At 68.5% G+C, this 21,691-nt stretch carries 20 protein-coding genes and 1 riboswitch; of the genes, 9 read left to right on the forward strand and 11 right to left on the reverse strand.

Going from position 1 to position 21,691, the window contains the following annotated elements:
- Positions 1–127: 127 nt before the first annotated feature.
- The 4 genes from EV648_RS11945 to EV648_RS11960 all read right to left on the reverse strand — a co-directional run bounded on the left by EV648_RS11945 (position 128) and on the right by EV648_RS11960 (position 4,243).
- Entirely contained in the window at positions 128–1,585 is a 1,458-nt protein-coding gene (locus EV648_RS11945; protein ID WP_132289199.1) for an NAD(P)/FAD-dependent oxidoreductase, read from the reverse strand.
- Positions 1,586–1,617: 32 nt separating this feature from the next.
- Positions 1,618–2,868: a lactate racemase domain-containing protein gene (locus EV648_RS11950; protein ID WP_132289202.1), complete on the reverse strand. Its 1,251-nt coding sequence runs from the start codon at positions 2,866–2,868 to the stop codon at positions 1,618–1,620.
- Between the two features lie 10 nt (positions 2,869–2,878).
- On the reverse strand, positions 2,879–3,481 hold the full coding sequence (locus EV648_RS11955; protein ID WP_132289205.1) for a class I SAM-dependent methyltransferase: 603 nt from the start codon (positions 3,479–3,481) through the stop codon (positions 2,879–2,881).
- Positions 3,482–3,568: 87 nt separating this feature from the next.
- Positions 3,569–4,243, reverse strand: coding sequence for a TetR/AcrR family transcriptional regulator (locus tag EV648_RS11960; protein ID WP_158293970.1), 675 nt, complete (start codon positions 4,241–4,243; stop codon positions 3,569–3,571).
- 185 nt (positions 4,244–4,428) lie between these two features.
- On the opposite strand from EV648_RS11960, the gene EV648_RS11965 reads away from it, so the two are divergent.
- The 3 genes from EV648_RS11965 (at position 4,429) to EV648_RS11975 (ending at position 9,366) form a co-directional block, all read left to right on the forward strand.
- A complete protein-coding gene (locus tag EV648_RS11965; RefSeq protein WP_132289212.1) occupies positions 4,429–5,793 on the forward strand; it encodes an FAD-binding oxidoreductase in 1,365 nt (454 codons plus the stop codon).
- A 91-nt stretch (positions 5,794–5,884) separates the two neighbouring features.
- Positions 5,885–7,270 carry an FAD-binding oxidoreductase gene (locus EV648_RS11970; protein ID WP_132289216.1) on the forward strand — a complete coding sequence of 462 codons (1,386 nt, stop codon included), beginning with the start codon at positions 5,885–5,887 and terminating at the stop codon, positions 7,268–7,270.
- 1,067 nt (positions 7,271–8,337) lie between these two features.
- Positions 8,338–9,366, forward strand: a complete 1,029-nt coding sequence (locus EV648_RS11975) for a LacI family DNA-binding transcriptional regulator (protein ID WP_132289219.1) — start codon at positions 8,338–8,340, stop codon at positions 9,364–9,366.
- Here the strand turns inward: EV648_RS11975 and EV648_RS11980 are convergent.
- On the reverse strand, positions 9,289–10,089 hold the full coding sequence (locus EV648_RS11980) for a hypothetical protein (protein WP_132289222.1): 801 nt from the start codon (positions 10,087–10,089) through the stop codon (positions 9,289–9,291). The two genes, EV648_RS11975 and EV648_RS11980, sit on opposite strands and share 78 nt — an antisense overlap.
- 67 nt (positions 10,090–10,156) lie before the next feature.
- On the opposite strand from EV648_RS11980, the gene EV648_RS11985 reads away from it, so the two are divergent.
- A complete protein-coding gene (locus EV648_RS11985) occupies positions 10,157–11,674 on the forward strand; it encodes a phospholipase D-like domain-containing protein (RefSeq protein ID WP_132289225.1) in 1,518 nt (505 codons plus the stop codon).
- 49 nt (positions 11,675–11,723) lie between these two features.
- A complete protein-coding gene (locus tag EV648_RS11990) occupies positions 11,724–12,614 on the forward strand; it encodes an aminoglycoside phosphotransferase family protein (RefSeq protein WP_132290550.1) in 891 nt (296 codons plus the stop codon).
- Here the strand turns inward: EV648_RS11990 and EV648_RS11995 are convergent.
- A complete protein-coding gene (locus EV648_RS11995) occupies positions 12,590–12,799 on the reverse strand; it encodes a hypothetical protein (RefSeq protein ID WP_132289228.1) in 210 nt (69 codons plus the stop codon). The two genes, EV648_RS11990 and EV648_RS11995, sit on opposite strands and share 25 nt — an antisense overlap.
- Between EV648_RS11995 and EV648_RS12000 the strand changes: the two genes are divergently transcribed.
- Entirely contained in the window at positions 12,779–13,399 is a 621-nt protein-coding gene (locus EV648_RS12000; RefSeq protein ID WP_199234558.1) for a hypothetical protein, read from the forward strand. The two genes, EV648_RS11995 and EV648_RS12000, sit on opposite strands and share 21 nt — an antisense overlap.
- Before the next feature lie 11 nt (positions 13,400–13,410).
- Here the strand turns inward: EV648_RS12000 and EV648_RS12005 are convergent, their stop codons facing one another.
- From EV648_RS12005 to EV648_RS12020, 4 genes are all read right to left on the reverse strand, one after another.
- Positions 13,411–13,710, reverse strand: coding sequence for a hypothetical protein (locus tag EV648_RS12005; protein WP_132289231.1), 300 nt, complete (start codon positions 13,708–13,710; stop codon positions 13,411–13,413).
- 23 nt (positions 13,711–13,733) lie between these two features.
- Positions 13,734–13,815, reverse strand: a riboswitch (ZMP/ZTP riboswitch).
- A gap of 5 nt (positions 13,816–13,820) precedes the next feature.
- On the reverse strand, positions 13,821–15,455 hold the full coding sequence (locus tag EV648_RS12010; protein WP_241995070.1) for an ABC-F family ATP-binding cassette domain-containing protein: 1,635 nt from the start codon (positions 15,453–15,455) through the stop codon (positions 13,821–13,823).
- Positions 15,448–17,085 carry a ribosomal protection-like ABC-F family protein gene (gene abc-f / locus EV648_RS12015; RefSeq protein ID WP_132289234.1) on the reverse strand — a complete coding sequence of 546 codons (1,638 nt, stop codon included), beginning with the start codon at positions 17,083–17,085 and terminating at the stop codon, positions 15,448–15,450. The genes EV648_RS12010 and abc-f overlap by 8 nt, the downstream gene beginning before the upstream one ends.
- A 255-nt stretch (positions 17,086–17,340) precedes the next feature.
- A complete protein-coding gene (locus tag EV648_RS12020) occupies positions 17,341–17,742 on the reverse strand; it encodes a VOC family protein (protein WP_132289237.1) in 402 nt (133 codons plus the stop codon).
- A gap of 167 nt (positions 17,743–17,909) precedes the next feature.
- Here EV648_RS12020 and EV648_RS12025 point away from each other — a divergent pair, with 167 nt between their 5' ends.
- Complete coding sequence (locus EV648_RS12025; protein ID WP_132289240.1) at positions 17,910–18,905, forward strand: NAD(P)-dependent alcohol dehydrogenase; 996 nt, start codon at positions 17,910–17,912, stop codon at positions 18,903–18,905.
- A 94-nt stretch (positions 18,906–18,999) separates the two neighbouring features.
- Entirely contained in the window at positions 19,000–20,142 is a 1,143-nt protein-coding gene (locus EV648_RS12030; protein ID WP_158293971.1) for a DNA glycosylase AlkZ-like family protein, read from the forward strand.
- Here EV648_RS12030 and EV648_RS12035 read toward each other — a convergent pair.
- Positions 20,132–20,752 (reverse strand): chloramphenicol phosphotransferase CPT family protein, encoded by a 621-nt coding sequence (locus EV648_RS12035; RefSeq protein WP_370452712.1) that lies wholly within the window; start codon positions 20,750–20,752, stop codon positions 20,132–20,134. The two genes, EV648_RS12030 and EV648_RS12035, sit on opposite strands and share 11 nt — an antisense overlap.
- Before the next feature lie 148 nt (positions 20,753–20,900).
- On the opposite strand from EV648_RS12035, the gene EV648_RS12040 reads away from it, so the two are divergent.
- On the forward strand, positions 20,901–21,590 hold the full coding sequence (locus tag EV648_RS12040) for a hypothetical protein (protein ID WP_132289246.1): 690 nt from the start codon (positions 20,901–20,903) through the stop codon (positions 21,588–21,590).
- Positions 21,591–21,691 lie beyond the last annotated feature (101 nt).

Genomic DNA, 21,691 nt, shown 5'->3' on the forward strand with positions numbered 1-21,691 from the left:
GGATCCGTCGCCGAGCGGCAGAAATCGTCGGTCTTTGGACCAGTCTTCGTCTCCACCCATAGTCGTACGCCGGCCCGGTCGCCTCCTCCCGTAGTACTCCGGGAGAACCCCCGGCCGGGGCCAGGGGTCAGCTGACGACGACGTAGTCCGAGGGATCCAGGCGGCGGGTGCGGCGCCAGTAGGAGACGGTGAAGTCGGGCCAGATCGTGGAGTTGCGGCCCTGCGCGTCGAGATACCAGCTGTTGCAGCCGGACTGCCAGACCGTGTCGTCGAGGTCGGCCTGGACGGTCTGCACGAACCGTTCCTGAGCCTCTTCGCGCACCTCGACCGACGCCGCGTTGCGCCGCCTGAGCAGGTCCAGGGCCTGCATCACGTACCGGACCTGGGCCTCGATCATGAACACCATCGAGGAATGGCCGAGCGCGGTGTTCGGCCCGACCAGCAGGAACAGGTTGGGGAATCCGGCGACGGCGATCCCGAGGTGGGCGCCGATGCCGTTACGTTTCCAGGCGTCGCCGAGATCGACGCCGTCGCGGCCGAGGATGCCCATCCTGGTCAGGTTGCCGGAGATCTCGAACCCGGTGCCGAGCACGATCGTGTCGGCCGGGCGCTCGACGCCGTCGGCGGTGACCACACCTGTCGGCGTCACCCGGGAGATGGGGGTGGTGACCAGGTCGACGTTGGCCCGCGCGAATGCCGGGTAGTAGTCATTCGATTGGAGGAGCCGCTTGCAGCCGATCTGGTAGTCCGGCGTGAGACGAGCCCGGAGCTCCGGATCGGTGACCTGCCTGCGGAGATGCCACTTGGCCTGCAGTTCGAGGCCCTTCATCAGCTTGGGGGTGCCGGCGAAGCCCACACCGCGAGCCTCCAAACCCCAGAAGATGACGTCCCGGATCGCCCGTTGTCCCGCCGGGAAGCGCGCGTGCAGGGCGCGCTCGCGCGGGCCGATCGCCCGGTCCGGCTTCGGCGTGATCCAGGGCGCCGTGCGCTGGTAGACGTCGAGCTGCGCGGCCTGCTCGGCGACCCGCGGTACGAACTGGATCGCCGAAGCGCCCGTGCCGATCACCGCGACGCGCTTGCCGGTGAGGTCGTGGTCGTGGTCCCACTGCGACGAGTGGAACGCCGTGCCGCTGAACGAGTCGAGCCCCGCGATATCCGGGAACTTGGGCTGGTGCAGATTGCCCACGCCGGCCACGAGCGCCTGCGCGTCGAGGGTCTCGGTGCCGTTGATCGTGACGGTCCACCGGCCGGTCGCCTCGTCGTACGCGGCCTCCGTGACCTCGGCGCCGTACCGGATCTTGTCGGCGATCCCGTACTTCGTCGCGCAGTGCTTCAGGTAGGCGAGGATCTCGTCCCAGGGCGCGAACATCCGGGTCCAGCGCGGGTTCTGCTCGAACGAGAACGAGTACAGGTACGACGGGACGTCGCAGGCGCAACCGGGGTAGGTGTTGTCCCGCCAGGTGCCGCCGAGCTCGTCGGCCTTCTCCAGGATGACGAAGTCCTCGCATCCAGCCTGCCGCAGCTTGATCCCCATGCAGAGCCCGGCGAACCCGGACCCGACGATCGCGACCTCGGTCTGTCCCATGCGGGGAAGGTTACCGGCGAGTCACGTCAATGTCAGCGGAGCCGGTGCAGGATCTCGCCGGCGTTCGGCAGCACCAGGGTCTCGGGATCGTTCTCGTACTGCGTGAGGTCGATGCTCGCGGGGTCCAGATAGCCCAGGTTCGCCCGGCGGACCACGTCCTCGGGGATGCCGGTGGCCAGGGTGACGTCGACGCGGCATCGCTCGCCGTTCACCGGGTCCCAGGTGCCTGCGCCGCGGAGATGGGTGGAGTGCGCGAGGACTCCCCAGTGGGCGTCGCGGAACTGGTCCCACTGGCCGAGGAAGTAGTCGCGACAGTGGTACCCGATCTGCTCGATCTCCGGGTGCATCGCGGCCAACTGGGTCACGTGCGGCGCGTAGAGGATGACCTCGCCGCCGTCGGCCACGATCGGCTCGACCTTGTAGAAGCCTTTCGCCGCGGTCCAGACGTCCTGGTAGCGGGACGGCATCAGCGAGACGACCCGGCGTACCGGTTTGTCGAGGTAGCGGATGTGGGTCTCGGCGGAGACGGCGGACGCCGCTTGCCAGGAGGAGACGGTGTCGCCGAAGGCCACCGCGTGCAGGGCGTTCGTGCCGCTCTGGGCGACGACGCTGAGCGCGAGTTTCTCCGCCGGGATCAGCGAGGCGGCTTCGTCGATCAACGCGCGCACGGGGGTGTTGCCCGGCGTGCCGATGATGCCCGCGCTGGTGATCAGGGCGCCGAGCCAGTGGGACAGGTCGATGACCTCCTGGCCGGCGACTCCGGGGAAGAAGTACTTGTTGCCGCCCGAGAAGCCCACGACCTCATGCGGGAACACCGGGCCGACGACGAGGGCGACGTCGTGCTCGACCACGGCGCGGTTGAGCCTCACGGTGACCGCCTCGTGCAGCAGGCCGCCGGAGATCTCACCGACCCGGTCCGCGCTGATCGTGCCGAGGTCGACGAACGTGTCTTCCTTCCACCATTCGTGGTTGAGCACTGTGACCCCGTCGTACGAACCGCCGAGGTGGGACGTCAGCTGGGCCGGCGTCATCTCCGCATGGGTGCCCAGGGCAACGAGTATGGTCAGTCGGCTGACCCTTCCGGTCAGAGCGCCGCGCACCGCTGTCAGCAGCAGCGGCAACGGGCAACTCCGGGTCGCGTCGGGTACGATCACGCAGACGCTCTTCCCGTCGAGCCCGGCCTTCGCCAGTGACTCGTGGATGAACCCGGTGACCTCGTCCTCGCCGAGCACCTGCCCGGCGCCACCGAGTACCGCGACCGGCCGCACGTCTACACCACTCATACAGTGAACCCTAGCTGGCAAGCGGTTGCCGCTGGAATCGCATCCACTGCGCGGAGAGTTTGGAGAGCCGGTCCGGCAGTACGGCGGGCTCGGTGTCGGTGAGCTTCCAGTCCGCGAAGAGCCGCTCCACCTTGTCCGGATCGATGCCGTTGGGCATGCCGCGTCCGGTCGCGCCGGTAAAGGCGAACAGCAGCAGTGCCGCATCGGAGTCCGCGACCACCGCGGACTGTCGCGCGTAGGCGGCCTGCTGGTCCGGGGTGAGGCTGTGGAAGCAGCCGAAATCCATCAGGAGCCCGTAGCCGGTCCCCGCCACCGCGGACATCTCGGTCGCGTCGCCGACCTCGAACCGGATGTTGACTCCGGCGGCATCGGCCCGCTTGCGTGCCTGCTTGATCGCCCGCGGCACGAAGTCGATCCCCGTCACCTGCCAGCCGCGCCGGGCGAGTTCGATCGAGTGACCACCCCGGCCGCACCCGATGTCGAGCGCCTTCTTCGCCGGGCCGCCGCTGTCGTCCTCACGCTCCAGCAGCCGTTCGATCTGCGCGGCGCCGAGCTCCCCGGTCTGCTCCCACGGGGTGAATCCGACCAGGTAAAGCACCTTCCACACGTTCATGAGCGAGTCCCCCTATATTCGATAGAGTGAGACTCCTCCTAAATCGCGCCGGCCGTCAAGACCTCAGCTCGTCAAGACCTCAGCAGGTCAAGGCTTCAGCAGGTCACGGCTGAGCAGGTCGGCGAACCAGGCTTCCCAGGCGGCCGGCGACCAGCCGTGGTCGCGAACCAGCATCCGGTAGAGCTCGTGGTCCATCAGCGTAGAGATGATGTCCGCCACCGCCGGTACGTCGAGGTCGGTGCGGAGGTGGCCCGTCTCGAAGAGATGTTGCGCGAACTGGCCCTGGCCGAAGCGGCGCTGCTCGAGCATGGTCCGCCAGAGGTCGGCGATGTCCGGGTCGGAGCCCGCCGCGGCGCGCAGGGCCGAGAGCACGTCGACCGTGCGTTCGTGGACCTCGCGCAGGTGCTCGGCGAAGATCCTGAACTTCTCCAGCACGTCCGGTGTGGCCTGGATCCGTTGTACGAAAGGCTGTTCGATCACCGGGACCGGCTCGTCGTTGCCGGCGATCCTGGTGTCGACCAGTTCCTTGAGGATCGCCCGTTTGGTACCGAACGCGGAGTACACGGTCTGCGGTGCGACCGCGGCGGCCGCGGCGATCTCGGTGATGGTGGTGGCGGCGTAGCCGGAGGTGGTGAAGAGGTCCTCGGCCGCGCTGAGAATCCGCAACCGGGTCTGCCGGGCCCCCTCCTGCCGACGGGTGCCGTCGTACCGGCGGCGATCGGTCGAGGGCGTCAGCGGGCGTTCCGGGGCCGACCCTGTCATGTCGGGCAGTCTAGAGGGCGGCGACGAGAAGTCAGGGCGGACGAGCGGTGATCGCGTGAAAACCCTTGGTAGGCAAGGGATTCGCGTGATCGTGCGGTAAGCGGAAAGGCGTTGACCGGTCCGCCGCAGAAGGAGCAGCATCGGGCTTGTCCACTGGGGAACGGCTATGCAAGGGGGAGTTCCCGATGTCTGACACGATGCAACGGCCTGTCGGGTTCCAAGGGGGAGTACTGCGCCCGGGCGACTCGTCGTACGACGAGGCCAGGACCGTGTTCAACTCGATGATCGACAAACGGCCCGGGATGATCGCGCAGTGCGAGTCCGCGGCCGACGTCGCGGCGGCGGTGCGCTACGGGGTCACGGAGGGGTTGGAGATCGCCGTCCGCGGTGGCGGCCACAGCGTCGCCGGCGCCGGGGTGACGGACGGCGGCATCGTCGTCGACCTGCGCAAGCTGAGGAAGGTCCAGGTCGATCCGGACGCCAGGATCGCCCGGGTCGAGGGCGGGGCCACCTGGGCAGATCTCGACGGCGCCTGTCAGCCGTACAACCTGGCCACCACGGGCGGTCGCGTGTCGACCACGGGTGTCGCCGGCCTCACGCTCGGTGGCGGTTCGGGGTGGCTGGAAAGGAAGTTCGGGCTTGCCTGCGACAGCCTGGTGTCGGTGGAACTGGTCACCGCCGCGGGCGAGACGGTGATCGCGGACGAGAACCAGAACACCGAGTTGTTCTGGGCGCTGCACGGTGGCGGCGGCAACTTCGGGGTGGCGACCGCGCTCACGTTCCGGCTGCGGCCGTTGCCGACGGTGACGCTCGCGATCCTGTTCTGGCCGGCCGAGTCCGGACCTGAGGTCATCCGTGCGTACCGCGACCTGATGGACGCCGATGCGCCGGAGGAGTTGGGCGGCGGCGTGATCTACCTGACCGGGCCGCCGGAGGAGTTCGTGCCGCAGCACCTGCAGGGTGAGCGGCTCGTAGGGGCGGCGGCCTTCTACGCGGGAACGGAGGCGGAGACACGCGAGGCATTCGCGCCGATGTTCGCCCTCGCGCCGGAAGGGCAGATGGTCGCCGAGATGCCGTACGCCGCCGCGCAGTCGGCACTCGACGATCCACCAGGGTTCCGCAACTACTGGTCCGCTGAGCACCTGAGCGAGTTCCCGGACAAAGCGGTGAAGGCCTTCTGCGACCGCGCGGCGGACATGCCGCACCCGTCCCCGTCCCAGCAACTGGTGGCGCCCTGGGGTGGAGCGGTGGCGCGCGATGCCGACAAGTGGCCGCTGCCGCACCGCCAGGCCGACTGGGTGATCCATCCGTTCGGGTTGTGGAGCGACGCGGCGGAGGATGCCGCCGGCATCCGTTGGGCTCGCGACCTGTGCACGGACATGAAGCCGTGGGCAACGGGTGCCGTCTACCTGAACTTCATCGGCGACGAGGGGCACGATCGGGTGGTGGCCGGGTTCGGCAAGGAGAACTACGACCGGATGGCTCAGGTCAAGCGCGAATTCGACCCGGGCAACGTGTTCCACCTGAACCAGAACATCCGCCCGGCCTGAGCGGGACTTCCCCCGAAGCGTTGACCGAACAGGGGTGGCAGGGCAGCATGCGGCCTGTCACTGGGGGAGCGGCGGCACGAGGGGGAGTTCCATGTCCGACACGGTTTGGCGACCCTTGCGGGCGCACGGGGCGCGACCGGAGGGATTCGGGGGAGTGATGCTGCGGCCGGGCGATCCGGCGTACGAGGCGGCGCGGGTCGTCTTCAACGCCATGATCGACAAGCGGCCGGCGGTGATCGCGCAGTGCGAGTCCGCGGCGGATGTCGCCGCCGCGGTCCGGTTCGGGGTGGCCGAAGGGCTTGAGATCGCGGTCCGCGGGGCCGGCCACAGTGTCGCCGGGACCGGGGTTAGCGACGGCGGGCTGGTCATCGACCTGCGCAAGATGCGGAGCGTGCAGCTCGATCCGGACGCGCGGATCGTCCGGGTCGGTGGCGGTGCGACCTGGGGCGATCTCGACGGCGCCTGCTGGCCATACGCGCTGGCGACCACCGGCGGCCGGGTTTCGACCACGGGGGTCGCCGGCCTCACGTTGGGCGGCGGTTCGGGCTGGCTGGAGCGAAAGTTCGGGCTGGCCTGCGACAGCCTGGTGTCGGTGGAACTCGTGACTGCCACCGGTGAGTTGGTGATCGCCGACGACACCAGGAACCGGGAGCTGTTCTGGGCGCTGCACGGTGGCGGCGGCAACTTCGGCGTCGCGACCGCGCTGACATTCAGGCTGCGGCCGTTGCCCGGTACTGCGCTCGGGAGGTTGTTCTGGCCGGCCGACGCCGGGCCGGCGGTGATGCGGGCTTACAGGGATCTCTTCGAGGGCGGAGCGCCCGAGGAACTCGGCGGGAGCGTGTTCTACTCGGCCGCACCGATCCGGGATTACGTCCCACCCGGGCTGCAAGGACGACCCGCGGTCGGGGTGACAGCGACGTACACCGGCTCGGAGGCCCAACTCCGGTCAGCCCTGGCGCCTGTGATCGACCTTGCGCCGGAGGGCATGATGCTGGCCGAGCTGTCGTATGCAGAGATCCAGTCAGCGCTCGACGACCCGCCCGGACTGCGCAACTACTGGTCGGCAGAGCACCTCGAGTCCTGGCCGGATGAGGCAGTGGACGTCTTCACCGCACGCGCGACCGAGATGCCGTCGCCCGAGACCTCCCAGCAATTGGTGTGCCCATGGGGCGGGGCAGTCGCCCGGTACGCCGACCGGTGGCCGCTGCCGCACCGCGGAGCGCCATGGGTGGTTCAGTCGTACGGCGTCTGGGCTGATCCGGCCGAGGATGCGAGAGGTATCGCCTGGGCGCGGAACGTCTGCGCCGACCTCAAGCCGTACTCGACGGGTTCGGTCTATCTCAACTTCATCGGCGACGAAGGGCCCGAGCGGGTCAAGGCGGCGTTCGGCGATCACTACGACCGGCTGGCCAGGGTCAAGGCCGAGTTCGACCCGGGCAACGTCTTCCACCTGAACCAGAACATCAAGCCCGCCTAGGGAATCGGGGATCTTCAGCCGGCGGGGCGATTGCCAGGTTGGTGCTCGACGAAGTACGTCGATTCGTTGTGCTTGGCAATCGTCGGCAATCGTCGGCAATCGTCGGCGAATGGCGCGGGTGGTTGGGTGTGGTTTGGGCTGGGGGGTGTTCGCCGGCTTCGGCTGGGGTGGCATCGGTGGCATATGCGGAGGTGGTCGCGTCTGGCATCAGCGCGGGTGGTTGCGTCTCCGGGCTGCGTGATGGTGCTAGTCGCGCCGGTGTGCGTCAAGAGCGCCTTCGGCGTCCCTTCGGGATCGGAACAAGTTCCGACTCTTGACCCACCCCAGCCCGACCAGGGAAGGAACGCAGCTATCCCGGAGCCGCTGGGGGGTGTGGCGACAAGGGCGAGGGAGCTCCTTCGCTCAGGCGTTCGGGGAGTTGGCTTGCATGGACCTTCGGGGATCTCTTTTGCCCGGAAGGGGGTAGTGGTGCCTCCTGAAAGCAGCACCTTGTGCACCACCTGAGCAGATCCCGGCGCTCCGGACGCTCAACTGGTGCACAAGGTGGGGCTTCGGACACCAAGTCGGGGCCTCGGACACGACATGACCTGTCCCAGGTCCCCAGAACGCGCCCGAGGTCCCGACAAACGCACCGCCACCGGCTGTCGCGGCCCCCAGGAGGTGTCCCGAGTCCCGACAACTGCACCGCCGCCGGCTGTCACGGCCCCAGGAGGTGTCCCGAGTCCCGACAACTGCACCGCCACCGGCTGTCACGGCCCCAGGAGGTGTCCCGAGTCCCGGCAACTGCACCGCCACCGGCTGTCACGGCCCCAGGAGGTGTCCCCAGTCCCGGCAACTGCACCGCCACCGCTGTTACGGCCCCATTTGGTGTCCGCGGTCCCCAGTGGCGCACGCCGTCGGGCCCGGGTCGGTGATCGGCCTCCCGATGGCGGGTTGTTCGGCCGGTGGCGCCTTACGAACTGCCAGGCGGCGAGGAACCCGCTAGCGGGCGGGATGGTTCTTGCGAGTCTGGGAGTGGAGGGATTCGGGCGGTCATGGAGCTGATTCGAGTTGGCTAGGGTGAGGCCATGGCTAGGGCGCCGCGACAGGCGGATATTGCTGCGGCAGCGGGAGTTTCGCAGACTACGGTGTCGTTGACCCTGTCCGGGAACACCGACGGGGTGCGGTTGTCCGAGGGGACCAGACAGCGGGTGCTCGACGCGGCCGAGAAGCTCGGCTACGTGCCGGACCCGGTCGCCACTCGGCTGGCCTCCTCGCGCAACCACATGCTCGGCGTCTACACCTTCGCCTCCGCCTTCCCGACGGACGTGGACGGGTTCTACTACCCGATCCTGGTGGGGATCGAGGAGGAGGCGGCCGCGCTCGGCCAGGACCTGGTGCTGTTCACCGGGACCGGCGGCGGCCAGGGACGTGCGCACGACAAGACCGCGATCCGTCGGACCCGGGTGGCCGACGGCTGCCTGTTCTTCGGGCGGCACGTGCCGGAGGAACCGATCGACTGGTTGCTCGGCGGCGGTTTCCCACTGGTCTACATCGGCCGCCGGGACGAGTTGGACGGGCGGATTCCCTTCGTGGGCGTGGATTACGTCGCCGCCTCGGCCGCCGTGGGGGAGCGGCTCGTCGCTCTCGGACACCGCGAGCTCCGCTACCTGCGCGAGGACGACGACGCCCCCTCGTCCTCGGACCGCGAGACAGGTGTCCTCGCCGCCGCCCGGAAGGCCCGCCTCGCCGTACGGCGCATCGTCGTACGGGCGACACCGGCCGAAGTCGGCGCCGGGTTGATCGAGCGGTGGCGGGCTGAGGGGGTCACGGCCGTCGTCGTGGAGGAGACCGACACGGGCGAGTTGTCCGCGGCGCTGCTGGCAGCGGTGGAGGCCGCCGGCCTGCGTACTCCGGTCGACCTGTCTGTGGCGGTGCTCGGTCAGCCGAAGGATCGGCCGGAGGTCAGCGGGTTCGAGGTGCCTCGGCGGGAGCTGGGACGCCGGGCGGTTCGCCTGCTGGTCGACCAGATCACCTCGTCAGGACCGCGGACCCCCCAGCAGATCTTCCTCGATTGTGTCCCCGTCGCCGGCTCCACCATCGGCCCGCCGGGCTAGTCGCCTCCACTGCATCCGGACGAGGGCGACGGAGGCGATGGCGCCGACAGGTGCGGCCCAGAAGCGGAAGAACGGCAGGTCGCCGGTCAGCGCCGTCGCGGCGAAGATGGCGGCGAACGTGCCAAAGCCGACCGCGACACCTCGGCGGCGGGAGTCCAGCGCAGTACTCGGGAGCGGGCCGATCTGCCGGTCGAGTGAGGCCGCCACGGCCGACAGAAGGAGGGCGAACGCGAGCGCGCCGACCAAGCCGCCGAGTGGCCCGCCGAGAACGAGGGCGAAGACATTGGCGAAGGTGAAGGCGGCGATCAGGACGAAGCTGACCGTGCCGCCGGTGATCAGGTGCCGGATCTGCCGGGCGCGCAGGTCGACCGCCTCGGCCGAGCGGACCACCCCGGCAGGCTCGAAGAGCCGACGGGCGACGAGGTACAGGCTGCCGAGGACCACCACGGCGATCAGGATCAGCGCGATCGTCAGGATGGCCGATTTGGTGGGCGAGATGAACTGGACGACGTCGCCGCCGCCGAAGTCGCACGCCGCTCGCGGCGGGAACCACTGGCTGGTGACGGTGATGTCGTAGCTCTCCGAGCGGTGCAGGGTCAGCGCGCAGTCCTCGCGGGAGTCGAACCAGCTCGGCATCGAGGCGGCCACCACGAAGCTCCAGCCCAGCAGTGCGAAGAGTGACACTGCGAGCACGGAGCCGGCCCTGCGTCTGATCCAGTCCACCTGTCCAGCCTCTCATTCGTTCGGGATCGCGCCGTTCGGGATCGCGTCAGGCGGGTACCCGGTCTGAGTGAGCGACTGGTTCCTGACGCCGGAGGAGCGGGGCAACCCGGCCACCGAGATCGACCGGGACGGTTCCTGGACCGACGGGAACCTGGTCCGGCCGCTGGTCCACGGCGCCGTCTACTTCCAGCGCCTGTACGACGAACTGTGCGCGCTGAAGGCCGGAGACCGGGTGTACTTCACCGACTGGCGCGGCGACGCGGACGAGGCGATGTACCCCGACGGGCCGACCGTCGGCAAGGTGCTCTGCGACCTCGCCAGGTCAGGGGTCGAGGTACGCGGCCTGCTCTGGCGATCGCACTCGGACCACATGCAGTTCAACGCGCAGGAGAACCAGCGGCTCGGGCGGGACCTCAACGAGTCCGGTGCCGAGGTCCTGCTCGACCAGCGGGTCCGCCGGATGGCCTCGCACCACCAGAAGCTGTTCGTGATCCGGCACCGCGGCGCACCCGAGCGGGACCTGGCGTTCGTCGGCGGGATCGACCTGAGCCACCAGCGCCGGGACGATGCCCGCCATCACGGTGATCCCCAGCAGGCGCCGATGGACGAGCGATACGGATCCCGCGCGCCCTGGCACGATGTCGCGCTGGAACTGCGGGGCCCGATCGTGGGGGATCTCCTGCGAACCTTCGTGGAACGGTGGGACGACTCGCACCCGCTGGACCGCCGTACGCCGTACCGGGTGCTGGTCCAACGAAAGGCGCGGATGCCGCGTCATCCGTCGACGCTGCCCGAGGCGTTCCCGGATCCGCCGGCGGTGGGGGAGCACGCAGTACAGGTGTTGCGGACGTACGGGCACAAGCATCCGCCGTTCCCGTTCGCGGCGAAGGGCGAGTACAGCGTGGCGCGGGGGTATCGGAAGGCGTTCGGGCGGGCGCGGCGCTTGATCTACCTGGAGGACCAGTATCTGTGGTCCGAGGTGGTTGCCGAGGGCATCTGCCGGGCATTGGAGCGGGAGCCGGGGCTGCTGGTGATCGCCGTGGTACCGCGGTATCCGGACCAGGACGAACGGCTCAGCGGTCCGCCGGCGCGCTACGGGCAGCTGCAGGCGCTGCGGATGCTGCGGGCTACGGCGCCGAACCGGGTCGGGATCTACGACTTGGAGAACGACAAGGGAGTGCCGATCTACGTGCACGCGAAGGTGTGCGTCGTGGACGACGAGTGGTTCGCGTGCGGGTCGGCCAATCTCAACCGTCGCTCCTGGACCAACGACAGCGAACTCACCTGTGCAGTGGCGAGCTCCGACCTCGCCGCCTCGCTCCGCACCGAGCTATGGACCGAGCACCTCGGCACCGAGCCCGCCCTCGATCCGCTCGGGGGCTTCGACCAACTGAGGGATGCCGCCACCGCCCTGGACGTCTGGCACGCCTCGGGCGAGCACGGCCCCCGCCCGCCCGGCCAACTCCGACACCACAACCCCGAGCCCGTCACTCGCCTCCAGACCCTCTGGGCACGCCCCCTCTACGACCACCTCTACGACCCCGACGGCCGCCCCCGCCACCTGCGCCGCAACCACGAGTTCTGAATTCGGTTCGACAGCGTGGGGCGGCTGACGGTGGGATGGGGGCGTGAAGATGCATGCCGGTGAGGCTGAGATCGATGACGCGCTCGTACTTCGGCTCGTGGCTGCGCAGTTTCCGCAGTGGGCTGGGTTGGGGGTCGAGGAGATCCCGTCGAGTGGCACGGTGAATGCGATGTTCCGGCTCGGGGACTCGTTGACCGTGCGGTTGCCGCGGATCGAAGGTGGCGTTTCGGACATCGAGAACGAGTTCGAGTGGTTGCCGCGGTTCGCGCCGCTGCTGCCTGTCGCCATTCCGTCGCCGGTGGGGATGGGCAAGCCGGGCGACGGATATCCGTGGCCGTGGTCAGTGCAGCGCTGGATCGAGGGGTCGATCGCCGTTGCCGGGGCGGTGGAGGATCCCGCGGGGCTTGCGGAGGACCTCGCGTCGTTCATCCGGGCGTTCCGGGCGATCGACCTGCCGGGCGGACCTCCGGCGTACCGGGGTGGTCCGCTCGAGCTGGAGGACAAAGGGACTCGCGAGGCGCTCGTCCAGCTCGAGGGCTGGATCGACACCGAGACCGCCTTGGCTGTTTGGGAATCGGCGCTGGCTGCTGCACCCGCCGCTGAGGCTGTCTGGGTGCACGGTGACCTGATGCCGTCGAACCTGCTGACGGCCGGCGGTCGCCTGACCGCAGTACTCGACTTCGCCACCGCGGGCCTCGGTGATCCTGCCTGCGACCTGATCCCGGCCTGGAACCTGCTGCCCGCCTCCGCCCGTCCGGCCTTCCTCGAGGCGCTGGCAGTGGATGACGCCGCCTGGATCCGGAGCCGCGGCCGTGCCCTGTCGATGGCGCTCATCCAACTGCCCTACTACCGCGAGACCAACAAGGGCATCGCCGCCAATGCCCAGCACGTCATCGACGAGGTCCTCGCCGACTATCAGCGAGGGATCGCTGCTCCGTAGCGCTCTAACCAGCCGGCGAAGTCCAGCAGGTCCGGGACCAGTTCGCGGGTGGCAGCGACCGGCCGGCTCGCGCAGTACTCGGCGTTGAAGAGTTGCTTGTACAGCAAGATGTTCGCGCCGTCCTCGCGCAATCTCTTGACCTGCTGGGTGGATACGGTGGGGTGGTGGACTTGATCACGACGCACAACTGGGCCTCCGCCGTCGATCCCGCGCACATCGCCGAGATCAGGAGTTCGGCCGACCAGTACGCCGAGGGGGGGCTCCTGCATCTGGCGCTCGAAGTACTGGCCTATCCGCTGGATGAGGCGGCTCCGGAGGGGACGACGACCTGGGCGCGGGTGGTCCTGCACGGGGACGGGTCGATCTCGGTGGAGGACAACGGGCGCGGCACGGACACCCGGTACGACGAGGCCGGGGTACCAATGGTGAAGCCGATCATGGCGACCCGGGATCTGCGGTTCTACGGGGTTGCTGACACCGAGGTACTGCCGGACGGCCGACCGCGGTCGGGGATGTCGGTGGTCGCCGCGCTGAGTTCGTGGCTCACGCACACGAACCTTCGCGTCGACGGTCGCGGCTGGGTCCAGCGGTATGAGCGCGGTCTTCCGCCAGGTCCCGCGACGGAGATCGAGAGCGGCGACACCACGGGCACACTGGTGCGTTTCCTGCCCGACCCGGACGTATTCGGCCCCGAGCCGCTGTCGGCCGAAGCGCTCCTCGCCGCCTGCGCAGACTTCGACACCAAGATCAATATCGAGGTCCTCGAGGAGAGCCCATCGCCTTGAGCCCAGGCCGCTTAATGGCGGAAGAGGCGGATGCCGGTTTGGGTGAGGGTGATGCCGTTGTCCTTGCAGGCTTGGATGATCTCTGTACTGCGGAGTGAGCCGCCGGGCTCGGCGATGGAGCGGACTCCGTAGCCGTGGGCAACGTCGATGTTGTCGCGGAACGGGATCGCGCCGTCCGACACCATGCTCACGTCGGTGAGGTGCGACAACCAGGCGTCCCGCTCGGTGGACCCCAAGCTGTCCAGCAACGCGAGCTGCCGGGCGATGCGGTCCGACAGCTTGATGCCGAGCATGCAGTACCGCAGTTCCATCTGCTGCCTCCGGTTACTTCGACCGAAGGCGCCCAGGCGGACGACGCCACTCCGTAATACCCGCTCCCCGGTGGTATCCCACCCTCGCCAGTCGCGTGCCCCCAATCTACTCAGGCGTGGGTGAGGGTTAGCTGTTGGTGCGGCCAGTGGGTGCGGAGGTGGCGGTCGTGGGTGGCCAGGACAATGGCGCCGGGGGTGGTGGTGAGGGCTTCTTCCAGTTCGTCGCAGAGTTGGGGGGAGAGGTGGTTGGTGGGCTCGTCGAGGAGAAGTAGTTCGGGTGGGTTCGCGATCAGGAGGGCGAGGTCCAGGCGGCGGCGTTGGCCCACCGAGAGGTCCCGCACGGGCTTGTCCAGCTCCCGGGAGGCCAGCAGGCCAAGGGATTCCAGAGGTACGGAGTCGGTGCCTGGGGCGAGGTTGTAGGTCTCTCGGGCAGTGCGGTCCGGGCGGCCGAAGGTGGTGTCCTGGGACAGGAGGCCGATCCTGAGGTCCGGGCGCCGTCGGGCGCCTGGCACGTGCAACTGCCCAGCCAGGAGGGCAAGGAGTGTGGATTTGCCAGTGCCGTTCGGGCCGGTGATGAGCAGGTGGTCCGTAGCCTTCACATCCAGGTTGTCCAGCGTGAGGCGACCTGGCACCTGGATGCTCCGCAGCGACACCAGCAGACCCTCGTCGGCAGCAGTGGACAACGCGGGGACTGTCAGCCGGAGTGGTTCCGGGGGAGGAGGGACCCGGGTGCGTTCAAGTACTTCGAGCCGGCGGGCGGCGTTGCGGATGCGCCGGGAGATCTGGTTCTGCACTCGGCCGGTGGTGTGGCCGAAGCCCATCTTCTCGTTGTCCCGTTTGAGCCGGCCGGGCGCGACCTCGCGGGCAGTCTCGCCGACGGAGCGGCGCAGTACAGCGAGCTCTTCTTGTTCCTCCGCGAAGCGCCTCCGCCAGCGCTCCCGTTGCGCACGCTGGGCTGACAGATAGGCGGAGTAGTTGCCGCCGTACCGGGTCGGCCCATCCACCGCCGGGTCGAGGTCGATCACGTCGGTGCAGACGGCGTCGAGGAAGGTCCGATCGTGGCTCGCCACCACGACGACGCCAGGCATCCCCCGCAGTCGCTCCTCCAGGAACACCGCGGCGTCGTCATCAAGATGGTTGGTCGGTTCGTCGAGCAGCAGCGCCGCGGGTTGCCGGATCAGCAGCGCGGCCAGGGCGAGCCGGCCGCGCTGACCGCCAGACAGGGAACCGAGTGTCCGTTCCTGCGGGATCGCCCCGAGACCGAGCCCGGCCAGGATGATCCCCGCCCGTCGATCGGCGTCCCAGGCCGCGTGGTCCTGCGCACGCTCCAGCCACTTCCCGTACTCCGCGAGCAACTCCGCAGAGTCGGGGGAGTCCTCCTGTTGCTCGCCGAGGAGCTTCGTCAGCCGGTCGAGCTCGGCCAACTCCTCGCGCACGCCCTGCAGCGCGTGATCGAGCACGTCCGCCATCGACGAGCCAGCGTCGTACTGCGTCTCCTGCTGCAGGAATCCGAGGTCAGGAGGCCGTACGACGGTGCCGGCGTCCGGCTGGTCCGTCCCAGCGAGGAGCCGGAGCAGGGTGGACTTGCCGGCGCCGTTCTCGCCGATCAGGCCGATCCGGTGTCCGGGGGACGCGATCAGCGAGACCCCGTCCAGCACCCGGCGGGTGCCGAAGGTGCGGACGAGGTCGTTCGCGATCAGCGCCGGTGCGGACACGTGACGAGAGGTCGCCCGTGCCTCACTCACCCTCGGGCGCCCCGGTCTCCAGCAGGCGTCCGTCGGCTAGTCGGAGCCAGCGGTCTACCCTGATCTCCGCTAGGAATCGTTCGTCGTGGCTGACCACCACGAAGGCGCCCTCGTAGGCGTTGAGCGCGCTCTCGAGTTGGCCGACGCTGATGAGGTCGAGGTTGTTGGTCGGCTCGTCCAGCAGGAGGAGTTGCGGCGCTGGTTCGGAGTACAGGACACAGGCGAGCGTGGCGCGCAGCCGCTCGCCCCCGGACAGTACTGCGACCGGCAGGTGGATCCGCGAGCCGCGGAACAGGAACCGGGCCAGGAGGTTCATCCGCTGCGCCTCGGGCATCCCAGGGGCGAAGGCGGCGAGGTTCTCCGCGACGGTGCGATCGAGGTCGAGCAGGTCCAGCCGCTGCGACAGGTACGCGACCCGGCCGTCGGCTTGTCGGGCCACACCGCCGACAGGTTCGAGGTCGCCGTTGATCAGTCGCAGCAGGGTGGACTTGCCGGCTCCGTTCGGGCCGGTGAGCGCGATCCGCTCGGGTCCCCGGATCGTCAGGTCGACGCCGTCCTCGGCGAATATCGACTTGTCGCCGAGGCGGACCTGCAGCTTCTCCCCGAGGAAGACCGTGCGCCCGGCGGGCACGTTCGTGTTGGGCAGTTCCAGCGCGATCTTCTGGTCGTCCCGGACGGCACGGCCGGCGTCGTCCAGCCGGGCCTTGGCGTCGTTGACCCGGGCGGCGTGCGTCTCGTTCGCCTTGCCCGCGGACTCCTGGGCGTTGCGCTTCATGGTGCCGGCGAAGATCTTCGGCAGGCCGGCGTTGCCGAGGTTGCGGCTGGCGTTGCTGGCCCGCCTCGCGGCGCGTTCCCGGGCCTGCTGCAGTTCGCGCTTCTCCCGCTTGACCTCCTGTTCGGCGTTGCGGACGTTCTTCTCGGCGACCTCCCGCGCGGCCCGGACAGCCTCCTCGTACGCGGTGAAGTTGCCGCCGTACGAGCGGAGCTCACCCCGGTCGAGCTCGGCGATCCGGTCCATCCGGTCGAGCAGTGCCCGGTCGTGGCTGACCAGTAGCAGGCAGCCGTTCCAGTCCTCGAGTACGCCGTACAGCTTGCGGCGGGCGTCGTGGTCGAGGTTGTTGGTGGGCTCGTCGAGCAAGAGGACGTCGGGTCGGCTGAGGAGTTGCGCAGCGAGGCCGAGGGAGACGACCTGGCCGCCGCTCAGGGTGTCCAGGCGACGAGCGAGGTCGACGTCGCCGAGGCCGAGCCGATCCAGTTGGGCACGGGTGCGCTCCTCGATGTCCCAGTCGTCGCCGATCGTGGTGAAGTGGTCCTCCGCCACGTCGCCGGCCTCGATCGCGTTGATCGCCGCGATCACCGGGGCGATCCCGACGACCTCCGCGACGGTCAGGTCACCAGCGAGCGGGAGGCTCTGCGGCAGGTAGCCGATCGTGCCGTCGACGGTCACGCTGCCGCGACTCGGCCGGTACTCGCCGGCGATCAGCTTGAGCAGTGTGCTCTTGCCGGCGCCGTTGGGTGCGACAAGGCCGGTGCGGCCGGCGCCCACGGTGAAGGAGAGGTCCTGGAAGACCGGGGTGTCGTCCGGCCAGGAGAAGGACAGGTTGGAGCAGATGATGAAAGCGTCGGACATGGAGAAGAAGCCTTTGGTGTGATCCCGGGGCGCGACGAAACGGCCCGCGGAGGGAGACAGGTCAGTGGAACGACGAAATGGCCACGGCGGCTGCGCTACCGCGCGCCGACCTGCGGCCTGTCACCCCGGGACTCACCCGGAGATGTCGTCGTCCACCACCACGTCAGATCTCCTCAACACTCAAAACAACCGTAGCAGCCGGTCTCCAACCGCAAACCGCGATCAGAACCCGCTGCTCTCCAACCGCAAGCTGTGTCAGGAATCGCGGGAGCTGAGGACGCAGAACTCGTTACCCTCGGGGTCCGCGAGCACTGTCCACGACGCGTCCTCGCTCTGCCCGACGTCAACCCGGCTGGCACCGAGGCCCTCCAGCCGGGCGATCTCGGCGTCCCGGTCCTGGCTGGTGTGGGGAGCCAGATCGATGTGCAACCGGTTCTTGACCGTCTTCCTCTCAGGAACGGTGACGAAGACCAGCCCCGGCCCGATCCGCTCCCACGGCGTCTCCCGCACCACCTGCTGATCCACCCAGCCCGGAATGATCACGCACTCGTCGTCGGACTCATGGATGAGCTGCCACTCGAGCGCCTCCGCCCACCACGCGGCCTGCTTGCGCACATCCAGGCAGCCAACCACCGTCGTGTACCACCGAAGCGCCATAGCAGTCCTAACCGTTCTCGTTGGGCAGTTGCGGACACCCAGGTTATGAGATCCGTGGGGCATGGGGGTTGTCCCTGATGGCTGTGATGCCGGCGGACGCCTACCGTCACGAGTAGGCCGGAGCCTCCGGACAACGCACGCACCGAACCAGCGTCACGGAGTACCCAATGAAGGCAATAGTCCAGGATCGGTACGGCTCACCTGATGTGCTGGAGTTCGGCGAGGTCGAGAAGCCGGTGGCCGTTGGCAACCTGGTGCTGGTCCGGGTGCGTGCGAGCTCGGTCAACGCGTACGACTGGCACGTGATGCGGGGCGACCCTTACCTGGCGCGGCTGATGCTGCCGGCGGCCTTCGGGCGCAAGGGACCCAAGGCCAGGATCCGCGGACGGGACTTCGCCGGGAGGGTGGAAGCGGTCGGGCCCGACGTGACGCGGTTCAGCCCGGGTGACGAGGTGTACGGCGATCTAGGCGACGCCAACGGGGCCTTCGCGGAGTACGTGTGCGCCCCGGAGGACCTGGTGGAGTTGAAACCGATCAACCTCACCTTCGAGCAAGCGGCGGCGATTCCGTTGGCGGGGAGTACCGCGCTGTTCGGCCTGCGTGATGTGGCGAAGGTCGAAGCGGGGCAACGCGTGCTGGTGAATGGGGCGTCAGGGGGCGTGGGGACGTTCGCAGTACAGCTCGCCAAGACGTTCGGCGCGGAGGTGACCGGCGTGTGCAGCACGAGGAACGTGGACCTGGTCCGCTCGCTCGGCGCCGACCACGTCATCGACTACGGCAAGGAGGACTTCACTCGCAACGGAGTCCCGTACGACGTCGTGCTGGACCTCGTCGCGAACCGCTCCCTCGCCGACCTCCGTCGCTGCTTGACCCCGTCCGGAACCCTCGTGCTCTCCGGCGGCGGCACCTTCACGGGCGGCTCCGTGGTCGGCCCGATGCGCATCCTCCTCCAGGCCAAACTGCAGTCCCGCTTCGTCCGCCACCGCCTGATCGACTTCTCTACCCCTCTGACCCTGGAACATCTGACAACGCTCAAGAAGCTCGCCGAGTCGTCCCAACTGACCCCCGCCATCGACCGCAGTTACGCGCTCGCAGATGTCCCCGCCGCCATCACTTACCTCGAAACCCATCACGCCCAGGCCAAGGTCACCATCACCATCTGACGCCGCACCAGCCGGCTCCGGTACTGCGACGTACGACCGCAGGCGCGGCTGATCTTCCTTGCCCGGTGGCAGCGGACAGGCGACGATGCTGGGTGTGGACCGACACCAGATCCTTGCGTTCCGGCTGTCACGTCACCATCTGGCCGAGCGGCTCCCGGCCGGCTCGATGATTCAGGCGGTCGCCGCCGCCGGGGTTCAGGAGACGCCGCGACAGACCGCCTCCCTCGCGTTGCATGCCCGGGTCGCGGGCGTGAGCATCGCCGGGATCGAGCAGGCGCTCAAGCAGGACAAGACCTTGCTGGCGATCTGGTCGCTGCGCGGTGCGCCGTACCTGGTGCCTACTCAGGACGCGGCTGCCTTCACCACAGGCGCCATGCCCACCGGAGAGGACTCGTGGCGGACCTTCTTCGGCGGTTGGGCCACGTCCTTGGATATGCCGCTCGCAAGCCTGGTGGAGCACGCCGCGAAGGTTGCGCGCGAAGTACTGGACGGTCAGCAACTGGAGGTGGAGGCGTTCCGTCAGCAAGTCGCCCGGCGGATGGAGGAGATCCGTGACCTCGACCCCCCGTCCGGCGCACACGCCGATCTCCCCGAACCGCTCTTTCGTGCGATGGGGCAGCTCGGGATCGCCTGCATCGCGGACAACCGCCGGATGACCGACGCCCTCCTTGCCCGTAAAGACCAATGGCTCGGCGAACCAGCGGGGATCGTCGACCAGGACATCGCTCAGGCCGAGCTCCTGCGCCGCTACCTTCGCTGCTACGGGCCGGCCTCCCACCAGAGCTTCGCCGAGTGGACCCTGCGCAGCCTGTCCGACGTACGCGCGATCTTCGAGCTGATCGAGCCGGAACTCGTTCAGGTGAACGCGAAACGGCGCCCCGTCCAGTGGTTGCTGGCGTCCGACGTGGAAGCGCTGGCCTCACCACCCGAACCGACCGGCGTCCGTCTGATCCCTGCCCAGGATCCCTTCCTGCAACAGCGTGACCGAGACCGGCTGCTCCCGGATCGCGACCTGCGCAGGCGACTCTGGCGTCCGGTCGGCGCCCCGGGCCTCGTCCTTGTCGACGGCGAAGCCAAAGGAGTATGGACCTCACAACGCCGCGGCAAGAGCATCCAGTTCACCGTGCAGCCCTTCGACCGAATCACTTCCGCGGAACGCGACGCGATCGCCGCCGAGGCCGACACCCTTGCCCCACTCCGCGAAGCAGACCGAACCACCCTCGTCCTCAAGACCTGAGCCGGTCGAAGGCTGTGGGCGGGCCTTCGTCGAGGCGGTCGCGGATCTGGGAGGCGCACTCGGCCGGCGTATGGAGCTCCGAGTCGACCTCGACGTCGTACACCGCGTGGTCGTGGACGAGGGGGAACTGGACAGCGGCCCGCCCGATCGTCCGGTTGCCGCGTTCGCGTTCACGCCGCTCGAGCTCGGGCAGCGAACACCGCACACCGACGAACAACACCGGCAGGCCCTCGAACGTCGCCAGACAGTCCGCGAGACGCCAGCGCTCACCCAGTACGTGATCCACGACCACGTCATTGCCGGCCGAAGCCATGCCAGCCACGGCCCGGTGAAACCCCAGAACCGTTCGCTGGAAGACAGGCAAGAACGTCTCGTCGGTCCAGTCCCGCCGATTCCGCGCGCGGTGAAACCCGTCAACGCCCAAGTGGTACCAGGCCCCATCCAACGTGGCCAGCAACTCATCGGCAATGCTGGTCTTCCCCGAGCTGGACGTCCCATTGAGCAGAATCAACCGCCCAACCCGCCGCTCCCGAGCCCCCACCACCAACTCATGACTAGCACTGATAGACACACCCCCATCCTCCCAGCCCCGCAGTACGGCAGGATCCACACCCGTGCCCCCGCAGCAAGACAGCTATGACGCGTCCCCCAGCAGCGTGCGTCCACTGCTGGACACGTTCTGGTCCTCCTCAGGTTGGCGCGAGCCTCCCGACTGGCCCGATGAGCAGTCCATGCGGGCGGCCGTGCGGAGAGGGGTGATGTTCGATGCGCCGGTTGTCCTCGATCATGGCGGTTGGGTTGAAGCCGCTCGTAGTGCGGCTGCCCAGATCTCGCCAAGGGAGGTCGAGGACGCGTTCGTGTCGAGCCTCACCAGTCGCAGACTCGATCTGCGCTCCGCCTTGGCGTCGTTCCTGATCGCACGCGCTCTGCCGGACCACCACTTCACCGCGATGCGCAGCGGCAGGATGTGTGCCGTCTGCGGTCTGTACTCCGGATCGGCGCCTGAAGACCTCAACGTCCTGAACTTCGAGCGCTTCAAGTGGGGCGGTATCCGACGCGACGACATCACGTACGTCGCTTTCGACCTCCAGCAGTTCATCCGCGCACCGCGGCGCGAAGTCACCCCGGATGACCGGAAGCTTGGTAGCGCAGTACTCGAGATCCTCCGCGGGTTGCCGACCGAGACGACAGTCGCACAAGCGCCAAGCCATCTCGGCTTACTCAAGGGCAACAAGCCCGAGCGCAGCGTGCTGATGGACATCCTGGGAATCTGCGGCGTCCTCGACACTGCCGATCACCGCGGATACGCCGAGGGCTTCGTCCGCTTCGGCGATCGCGAACTCCCGCCATACCGCTTCGTCGACCGCGCCTATCCGGCCTGCTGGTGGCAAGCCTCCACCGGAATCAACTTCCGAGCCGTCAAGAATGTCCTCCCGACTCTGTCCTGAGTTCTTTGAATGCTGGTGGTTGCGGGCTCTGGCCAGGTGTGGTTTTGCCGGTTTAGATTGCGAGCAGCGCGACGCACCTCGGGGGTCGGTCAAAACGCTCT

Source organism: Kribbella sp. VKM Ac-2568, from assembly GCF_004345365.1.
GTDB classification, from domain to species: domain Bacteria; phylum Actinomycetota; class Actinomycetes; order Propionibacteriales; family Kribbellaceae; genus Kribbella; species Kribbella orskensis.

Excerpts from the sequence above, each read along its gene's own strand:
- EV648_RS11955 (WP_132289205.1), bottom strand. The coding sequence starts at position 3,481 with ATGAACGTGTGGAAGGTGCTTTACCTGGTCGGATTCACCCCGTGGGAG.
- abc-f (WP_132289234.1), bottom strand. The coding sequence starts at position 17,085 with ATGTCCGACGCTTTCATCATCTGCTCCAACCTGTCCTTCTCCTGGCCG.
- EV648_RS12040 (WP_132289246.1), top strand. The coding sequence starts at position 20,901 with ATGTTCGATGCGCCGGTTGTCCTCGATCATGGCGGTTGGGTTGAAGCC.
- EV648_RS11975 (WP_132289219.1), top strand. The coding sequence starts at position 8,338 with ATGGCTAGGGCGCCGCGACAGGCGGATATTGCTGCGGCAGCGGGAGTT.
- EV648_RS12020 (WP_132289237.1), bottom strand. The coding sequence starts at position 17,742 with ATGGCGCTTCGGTGGTACACGACGGTGGTTGGCTGCCTGGATGTGCGC.
- EV648_RS11970 (WP_132289216.1), top strand. The coding sequence starts at position 5,885 with ATGTCCGACACGGTTTGGCGACCCTTGCGGGCGCACGGGGCGCGACCG.
- EV648_RS11945 (WP_132289199.1), bottom strand. The coding sequence starts at position 1,585 with ATGGGACAGACCGAGGTCGCGATCGTCGGGTCCGGGTTCGCCGGGCTC.
- EV648_RS12025 (WP_132289240.1), top strand. The coding sequence starts at position 17,910 with ATGAAGGCAATAGTCCAGGATCGGTACGGCTCACCTGATGTGCTGGAG.
- EV648_RS11950 (WP_132289202.1), bottom strand. The coding sequence starts at position 2,868 with ATGAGTGGTGTAGACGTGCGGCCGGTCGCGGTACTCGGTGGCGCCGGG.
- EV648_RS11960 (WP_158293970.1), bottom strand. The coding sequence starts at position 4,243 with ATGACAGGGTCGGCCCCGGAACGCCCGCTGACGCCCTCGACCGATCGC.
- EV648_RS11965 (WP_132289212.1), top strand. The coding sequence starts at position 4,429 with ATGTCTGACACGATGCAACGGCCTGTCGGGTTCCAAGGGGGAGTACTG.
- EV648_RS12005 (WP_132289231.1), bottom strand. The coding sequence starts at position 13,710 with ATGGAACTGCGGTACTGCATGCTCGGCATCAAGCTGTCGGACCGCATC.
- EV648_RS11990 (WP_132290550.1), top strand. The coding sequence starts at position 11,724 with ATGCATGCCGGTGAGGCTGAGATCGATGACGCGCTCGTACTTCGGCTC.